At 51.9% G+C, this 8153-nt stretch carries 6 protein-coding genes; all 6 read right to left on the minus strand.

What is annotated here, in order from left to right; translation table 11 throughout:
* Positions 1 to 64: 64 nt before the first annotated feature.
* Complete coding sequence (locus DFP95_RS27065) at positions 65 to 1717, minus strand: AraC family transcriptional regulator (RefSeq protein ID WP_115995795.1); 1653 nt, start codon at positions 1715 to 1717, stop codon at positions 65 to 67.
* Positions 1710 to 2714 (minus strand): ABC transporter substrate-binding protein, encoded by a 1005-nt coding sequence (locus DFP95_RS27070; protein ID WP_115995796.1) that lies wholly within the window; start codon positions 2712 to 2714, stop codon positions 1710 to 1712. The genes DFP95_RS27065 and DFP95_RS27070 overlap by 8 nt, the downstream gene beginning before the upstream one ends.
* A gap of 222 nt (positions 2715 to 2936) precedes the next feature.
* A complete protein-coding gene (locus tag DFP95_RS27075; protein ID WP_115995797.1) occupies positions 2937 to 4259 on the minus strand; it encodes a DUF2252 domain-containing protein in 1323 nt (440 codons plus the stop codon).
* Between the two features lie 95 nt (positions 4260 to 4354).
* Positions 4355 to 4978: a GDSL-type esterase/lipase family protein gene (locus DFP95_RS27080; RefSeq protein ID WP_181907634.1), complete on the minus strand. Its 624-nt coding sequence runs from the start codon at positions 4976 to 4978 to the stop codon at positions 4355 to 4357.
* A gap of 110 nt (positions 4979 to 5088) precedes the next feature.
* Complete coding sequence (thrS, locus tag DFP95_RS27085; RefSeq protein ID WP_115995799.1) at positions 5089 to 7002, minus strand: threonine--tRNA ligase; 1914 nt, start codon at positions 7000 to 7002, stop codon at positions 5089 to 5091.
* Positions 7003 to 7913: 911 nt separating this feature from the next.
* Positions 7914 to 8117 carry a hypothetical protein gene (locus tag DFP95_RS28715; protein ID WP_147304228.1) on the minus strand — a complete coding sequence of 68 codons (204 nt, stop codon included), beginning with the start codon at positions 8115 to 8117 and terminating at the stop codon, positions 7914 to 7916.
* Positions 8118 to 8153: the final 36 nt, after the last annotated feature.

Below are 8153 nucleotides of genomic sequence, written 5' to 3' on the forward strand. Positions count from 1 at the left end.
TGGCAGTACTTAACCATAATCCCCGAACTTCGAATGGGATATTCATCCATACAGATTTGCTTTGTTACCGGCGAGAACCGCCAATGCCGAACAAAGCCGGTATTTCATTCAAGAAGCGATCGCGATTATCGGCGGAGTATTCATTCCATGGCGCTTGAAACCCGGGATAGTCCGTGACGAAGTTCAGCTTGCGATTATGGACGGCCTCCAGCTTAAGCCAATCCTCTTTGCGGGATAGTTGGTTCCAAGTCTTGCGAGAAGTCGCGTCGCCATCCACCTGCACCAAAATCCGGTCGGCTCCGAACTCATGAAGCTCATGCGGCTCAACCCTTTCCTTCCACGAAAAATCGGCTAAGCGAACCGGCATCCCTATTCGCAAATCGTCATAGAACGCCGAGCCTGCCCGATTGCCCCAAGCATGAACCTCATCCCCGCTAACCGCCAGTACCAGCAGCTTGTCCTTTCTTATGAACGGTGCTATCAACTCCCGAGTCGAAGTAGCCTTACGGTCATAGCGAGATAACCACTTGACCGCCTCTTCCGTTCTGTCGATAAACTCGGCCACGAGCAACAGATGCGTTCGCCAATCCTCTTCCCACGGCAGAAAAAGGGACGGCGCTATGCGATGCAGATCCTCTTGTTCCTCGGGAGGAACAAAACCGTCGATACCGATAATGTAATCCGGCTTCGCTTCTCGTAAAGCCTTTCTGTTAAAGTCGTATTGATGGCTGAGCGGCACCTTTACCTCATCGCTATATTTGCTTCTGTAATAATCCGTCCAGTAATGATCGATCGGCGAGGCAAACGGAATCGTCTGCAAGGCAAGCAGCTGTCCGAGATTCACCCAGCTATACGCGGCAATCCTGCGCTTCTGATTCCGCTGATAGACGGCAGGGGCGATCCCCGTTTGTTTCTTGAACAAGCTGCTGAAATACGTTTCGTTCTTATAACCGACTTGATGAGCGATGCTGCTTAAAGAGGTATACGCCGGATTCTCCATCAGCCGTTTGGCTTCCCTGAGCCTCAGGTCCGTCCGGTACTCCATGACCCCTTTACCGTAGTGCTCCTTGAATATTCGCATAAAATGATACCGGCTTAAGCCGGCGATGCCCGCCAGTCCGTCTATCGTGATATCGTTCCGATAATTCCGTTCCAGCTCCATCCGGGCGCTCTCCATGGCAAGCGCCATCTGTTGCTCCCGATAACTCAGCGCATAGCTAAGAAGCTCCAACAGTCCCGCTTCGCAGCGTAGCCGGGAGGACGGTAATTGATCGTTCCAGTTGGAACCGATTCTCTCCGCTATCTGTATGATTTGAGACGACGGGCTGATTACGGCCTCGCCGAGGAACGGAAAGAGATCCCCTTGCGAACTCTCTTGCGCTACCGTATCCCCATTGTTCCCGGACAATGTCCGCACCTGAAAATAAAACAGCCACAACCCCGTCTCCAGTCCGGAATGCCGGGAAAGCTCGACTAGCTGCCCTGGCGCACACACGAAGAAGGAGCCCGGACGCAGCAAGCGGTAATGCCCGTCGACGACCATACCGCCGTTGTACCCGGAGGAAACCAGAATCATATACGATTCCGTCCCGATGAAATACCGATCCGTTACGAGATCTCTCGTTACATCTTTAAGGGTTCTGACATGAAGCAGTTGAAAGCCAATAAGACCTGCAGCATAGAGCTGCAGGTCGGCATGGGAATGCCTCTTATTCATGAACGTTCTTCAGAACGTCGTCGATCATCAAGCCGTTGGCGATCGGATTGGAATTGAACCAATGACCCGAATCCGCATCGAAGACGTGACCTGCTTTGACGGCCGGCAATGCTTTCCACAATGGATTGTCGACGGGAGGCAAGGCGCGTCCCTCTCCCGAGATCACGAAGATATAGTCGACTTCCTGCAGTTGTTCGAGCGATTCCATCGAATAAGTCTCGTAATCGCCCATAAGCAGCTTCGGTTGCTTGAAGCCGAGAGCATCGTAAAGCACGGAGCCTCCGTAGAACTTAGGCCCGAATAGCTTGAAGCCTTTCTCATCGCCCGCCTGCAACAGAATAGCCGTTTTGTCGGTAGAAAGGCTGCCGAGCTGCTCTTTCGCCTTCTTCAGCTTATCGTCATAATCGGCTATCGCTTTGTTAGCCGCGTCTTCTTGGTTCAATAACGCCCCGAGCTTTAAGACGTTTCCTCTCCAATCCATCTCGTCGTTGGATAGCACGAAGGTCGGAGCGATCTTGGCGAATTGCTCGTAGGTTCCGCTGGCAAGATAGGTGGGCGCCAAGAAAATAATCAGATCCGGAGAATAAGAAAGCGTCTCCTCCGGCTTTAATCCTCCGCTCATATCCAATACCGGGACGCCTGCCAGCTTGTCCTGCAAATAATGCTGCGGTACGCCGTTTGCTCCCCACTGGGCGATCGGCTTAATGCCAAGAGCGGTTAGCGGATCTTCTATGAAAGGCGCAATGACTTTTTGCGGATGAGTGGGAACTTGAACTTCATGACCGGCTGCATCCGTTAAAGTTCGGAACGCCTCTTCTTCCGCCGCGGGTGCTTCCTCCGATGGGGACGGACTTGCGGATTCCGTTACGGCAGACGACTGCTCCGCGCTCGCCGACGGCGACGGAGATGCGTTGTTGTTCGAATTGCCGCACGCGGCAAGCAAGCTGATGATGACTACCGCGATAATTAAATACATAGAACGATTTGTGGCTGTCATTTTCTGTAGCTCCTATTTAGTGAGATTGATTATCATTATCTGTAACCACAGTATAGTAGGACAATGCCCGTTTGTGAATAACCGATAATGCTCTTTTTTTCAATATCTCCGCACAGTCGCTGTTTCAAGCGATTGAGAAGATGAAAAGGGCTGCAAAAGGCTTGCCCAACGGCAACCTCTTGCAGTCCCTATGATTTATCCGGCATGGAGAATTAAGCTCGACTATACATTCCATTCCTTAAACAGCCCGAAGTCTTCCTTTACTTGAAGCGCGTAAGAGAAGGCCCTATTCGTAACGTAATCGCAGAATGCGTTGGAGTCTTTGCCTATCGCAGTGTTAATCTCGTGCTCGCTGTGATAGGAGAGGATGCCCAGTTCCACGTCCGCATCCGCCCTCGCGTGAAGTTTCGCGGTAATGAGGCCCATGCTTTCCGCCGTGGCCAGCCATTCGGAGGGTTCGGCGATCTTGTGCGCTTTAAGCTTCTTCTTGTATGGAGATCGTTCCCTCGCGTAAAATTGTCGTCCGTTCAACGTCAAATATCCCAGGAATGGATCCGCTTCGTGATGCATGGCCTGTTGAGTCATGATTACCCGCTTGCCCTGATGCGCGAATTTCTCCCAGAACTCCTCGTTATACGGCATGAAATACGCCGGCACGGGTGCCCTCACTTCCTTGATTTCGATGATGATATCGTCCTGAGATCGCTCGCCCTTATCCCCTTCTATCAGCACGTAGAACCTGTCGAGACCGATGGAAGCCGTTCCGGAGCCATGCTTCACGCCGACATCTTTTACGCGATAATACTCGTCCGGCTTGCGAGTTTCAGGAGATAGACTGTTCAAGTATTCCGCCCACCCGCTCATCACGAGCTGCCGTTCCTCTTTCGTCGGCTTCAGGATTTCTTCCGACCATACGAATTCCCGCCGCTCTCCGTCCAACGTCGTAATTCCTTCGATCAGATGACTGGCGGCGAGCTTCTCCGTCTTCTTTAATAGCTTCCGGATCGGACCTTCCGTCGATTCCACGTCGAACACGAGGGAACTGGGGTCCTCTTTTCCTTGCGCAAATCTTCTTATCCCTTTCGCATAGGCGGACAAATACGCCATAACCGCGTCCTTCTGCTGCTCCGCGGGCAAATCTCTTTCCGTCATGATCAGGAAAAGACTGACGGACATGCGAAGCACATCGTATAAGTAGGAGCCCGTACACCCCTCGTCGAAATCGTTCACGTCGAAGACGATACGGCCCTTCTCGCTTCGGAACGCTCCGAAGTTCTCGAAATGCAGGTCGCCTTGAATCCATGTCGGCCGCTCCGGATCGCTGTGGTGGGGCATCCATTCCCGTCCAATATCGAAGTAGAATAAATACGCGCTTCCCCGAAAAAACAAATAAGGGCTCATCTTCATTTTCCGATACTTCTGTAGACGCTTTTCCTTATCGAGGCCCATAATTCGACCGTCGAATTCTTCCAGTACCTGAGAGATCGTCTGCATTCGCAATTTGGCTTGCGTATGTTTGACCAGTTCCGTGAGTTCAGCTTCCATTCATCGAACCTCCATTCGTTATTCGAAGTATACCAGACTAGTCGTTTTCTTCCATATAAGCGTAAAAAAACGGAGTCCGCGCGGGACCCCGTTCATTATAGCGGCCTATAGCCTTGCCTGTTCAGTTCTTCCGCAATCACGGCGTATCCTCGCCCGTTCGGGTGGAACCGGTCGATCGCCAAGAGCTCTCTTTCCCGCCCTTGAAAAGCGTCGAAGATGTTCGCGACCCTCATGTACCCGTCCTGCAAGCTCTCCAGATTGCTATTAAATCGCCTGATCCAGAGATTGCCCTCCTGCAACGAGGGGGAAGGATTATAAAGGTCGACCGCTCGGACGAGATAGGGACCGCCCCCGGCTTTCAACTGTCTTATGACCCCTAGTATACCCGCGATGTTATTCCGGCTTCTCGCTACGGCCTGCCGGAAAACTTCCGGATTCTGATCGTACGCATACACCTTGGCTGCATCGACCATATCGTTGCCTCCGGCCGTAATCGTAATGATGTCGGCGTTTCGCAGAACGGCCCTTGCCCTATAATCGTGTTCGGCAACCGACAAGATCTCGGACGACGTTGCTCCCGAGAGGGCTATTTTATCGTAGACGACCTGCTGGTTAAGGCTGTGCTGAATCCATCTTCCATACTTCGGAACGAACCCTCCGCCGAACAGGTCTCCCACGCCGGCGGTCAGAGAATCCCCGATTGCGGCATAATGAATCATACGCATCCCCTCGTTCCCCATGTTTCGCCGTCGGAACATCTTCGGTTCGTCAATGCGGTCATTTAACCTAGCATATGATATTCGACCCGTATCAGTGCCACGGCGGAGAACTATTGCTTGATGCGAATTTGTTCGGCGATACGGCTCGCAATCTCTTGAACGGGCATCGCTCCGAGATCGCCTTCTCCCCGTTGTCGAACGGATACCGTATTGGAGCTCTTTTCGTTCTCGCCGAGCACTAGCATATAGGGTACCTTCTCCAGCTGAGCCTCGCGGATTTTGTAGCCTAGCTTCTCGTTTCTCATGTCGACTTCTACGCGAATCCCTGTCTCTTCAAGCACCCGTTTCACCTCTAAGGCGTAAGCGAGATAGTTGTCCGAGACGGGAAGCAACTTGGCTTGAACCGGCGCCAGCCACAGCGGGAAAGCACCGCTGAAATGCTCGGTCAGAATGCCCATGAACCGATCGATCGAACCGAAGATCGCGCGATGGATCACAACGGGTCGGTGCTTCTGATTATCCTCGCCGATATAAGCGAGGTCGAATTTCTCCGGCATCTGGAAATCCAGTTGAACCGTTCCGCACTGCCAGCTTCGCTTCAAGGCGTCCAGGATATGAAAATCGATTTTCGGACCGTAGAATGCTCCGTCGCCTTCATTCAGTTGATAGTCAATACCTCGCTTGTCCAGCACGTTCCGAAGGGAATCTTCCGCGATATCCCACAACTTCTCGGAGCCCCTGAAATCAGCCGGCCTCGTAGACAGCTCGATCTTGTACTCAAAGCCGAACACCTTATACATGCGGTCGATTAGCTCGATCGCCAAGCTCACTTCGTCTTCGATCTGATCCTCTCTGGCGAAAATATGCGCATCGTCCTGGCAGAAAGTCCGAACTCGCATCATGCCGCTCAAAGCGCCGGAATATTCGTGACGGTGCACTTGCCCGAATTCGGATAATCGAATCGGAAGCTCTCTGTAGGAGTGTAGGCTATTTTTATAGATGATCATGTGACCCGGGCAATTCATCGGCTTGAGCGCGAACGTCGTATCGTCCACATTCGTAAAATACATATTTTCCTTGTAGTGATCCCAATGCCCGGACTGCTCCCAAATTCGATTATTCATCATGAGCGGCGTACGAACCTCTTCATAGCCATGATTGCCCTGCATTTCTCTGGAGAAATTCTCGAGCTGCGTGCGGATCGTCATCCCTTTGGGAAGGTAGAACGGCATACCGGGAGCCTCTTCGGAGAACATGAATAGTCCCAGCTCTTTGCCCAGCTTACGATGGTCCCGTTTCTTCGCTTCCTCCACCATGCGCAGGTGTTCTTCCAATTGAGCTTCTTTGGGAAAGGCAGTCCCGTAAATACGTTGAAGCATTTTGTTGTTCGAGTCTCCGCGCCAATAAGCACCCGCTACGTTAAGCAGCTTGAATGCCTTGATGCGTCCCGTGGAAGGAAGATGCGGACCACGGCAAAGATCGAAAAACTCCCCTTGGTCGTAAATAGTAATAACGGCTTCTTCCGGCAAATCGCGAATCAATTCCAGCTTATACGGATCCTCCAATTCCCCGAAAATAGCGACTGCTTCTTCTCGGCTGACGACGCGGCGAACGATAGGCAGATTCTCCTGTACGATCTTCCTCATCTCGTTCTCTATTGCGGACAGATCGTCGATGGAAAGAGGCTTCTCTATATCGATATCGTAATAGAATCCGTCTTCGATGACCGGACCGATTCCTAATTTGACCGCTTGCTTCCCGTAAATTCGCTTAATCGCTTGGGCCATCAAATGAGCCGTGCTGTGCCGATATACTTCTAGCCCTTCTTTGCTATCCAGCGTTATAATGTCGACCCGGCTGTCCTGCTCGATCTTCCTGTTCAAGTCCACCGGGACTCCGTTGATTTTCCCCGCCACGGCGTTCTTCTTCAAGCCTGAGCTGATGGACTCCGCTACTTGTTCGATTGTCGTCCCTCTTTGAAACTCCTTTACCTTTCCGTCCGCCAATACCGCTTGAATGACCACGATGCAATCCCTCCTTGGATTTGTACTGAACGCAAGCATAAACGGTTTCCGCCTTCCTCGCGGACGGCAGGGGGAAAGTTTATGTCGGAGGTTATTCAGAATGGATAAGCGAGTACCTTATAACACCTGAATAACGCAAAAAAACACACTTCCCCACAAAGGGACGAGTGCGTTCAGCTCGTGGTTCCACCCTTATTCGACTGGCTCTTCGTCTTGTTCGACGTCTAGCCAAGTCCTTATCGGTATCCGGTAACGGGGATAACGCGGTAACGTTTACTGTCGAGGCTCAACCTGCTCGCCTCGGGTTCTACGTCACGGCTGCAAAGGGGTAATCTCCGTCCGGTCGCTGTAGAGGCTCGCACCTTGCACCTCTTTCTCTGTTCAGCCCTTGAAGGAAATCATGTCTTTGGTCAAAGCCTTAGATATAAATTGAGTTTATTATATCCAGCAAGCGGCATTCGGTCAACAGGGGTGGGAGCGGGGGGAGTTAGCTCCGTTCGATTGGTCTAGTAGTGGGTGGAGGAGGGCGGAGTTAGTAGGATTTTGTAGGATCTTTGGTGAGATTCGGGGGTGAGGGGGCGGAGTTAGCTAACTTTCTTCGTTAATTCGGCGAGATTCGGTGGTGGAGGGTCGAGTTAGCTAACTTTGTTCGTTAATTCGGCGCGATCCGGCGGTGGAGCGTGGAGTTAGCTAACTTTGTTCGTTAATTCGGCGCGATCCGGCGGTGGAGCGCGGAGTTAGCTAACTTTCTTCGTTAATTCGGCTCGATTCGGCGGTGGAGCGTGGAGTTAGCTAACTTTGTTCGTTAATTCGGCGAGATTCGGTGGTGGAGGGCCGAGTAAGCTAACTTTCTTCGTTAATTCGGCGAGATTCGGTGGTTGGGGGCCGAGTTGTCCGATTTGCTTTCTATCTCAGTTCAATCCAGCTGCGGTGGGCGGAGTTAGTCCGATTCGCTTACTATCTCCGCTCAATCCGGCTGCGGTGGGCGGAGTTAGTCCGATTCGCTTACTATCTCCGCTCGATTTGGCTGCGAAGCGCGGAGTTAGTCCGATTTGCTTACTAACCAAAGATGATGCCAGCATCATCGCCATGAATGAAAAATGGTTCGTCCGCATCCTTTTCTAAAATCCTTTAAAAACGGATAAACAGAT

This window comes from Cohnella lupini, from assembly GCF_003386205.1.
GTDB lineage: Bacteria > Bacillota > Bacilli > Paenibacillales > Paenibacillaceae > Cohnella > Cohnella lupini.

What these genes read in the sequence shown, in the direction of transcription:
- DFP95_RS27065 (WP_115995795.1), bottom strand. Translation starts at nt 1,717, where the DNA reads ATGAATAAGAGGCATTCCCATGCCGACCTGCAGCTCTATGCTGCAGGT.
- DFP95_RS27070 (WP_115995796.1), bottom strand. Translation starts at nt 2,714, where the DNA reads ATGACAGCCACAAATCGTTCTATGTATTTAATTATCGCGGTAGTCATC.
- DFP95_RS27080 (WP_181907634.1), bottom strand. Translation starts at nt 4,978, where the DNA reads ATGATTCATTATGCCGCAATCGGGGATTCTCTGACCGCCGGCGTGGGA.
- DFP95_RS27075 (WP_115995797.1), bottom strand. Translation starts at nt 4,259, where the DNA reads ATGGAAGCTGAACTCACGGAACTGGTCAAACATACGCAAGCCAAATTG.
- DFP95_RS28715 (WP_147304228.1), bottom strand. Translation starts at nt 8,117, where the DNA reads ATGCGGACGAACCATTTTTCATTCATGGCGATGATGCTGGCATCATCT.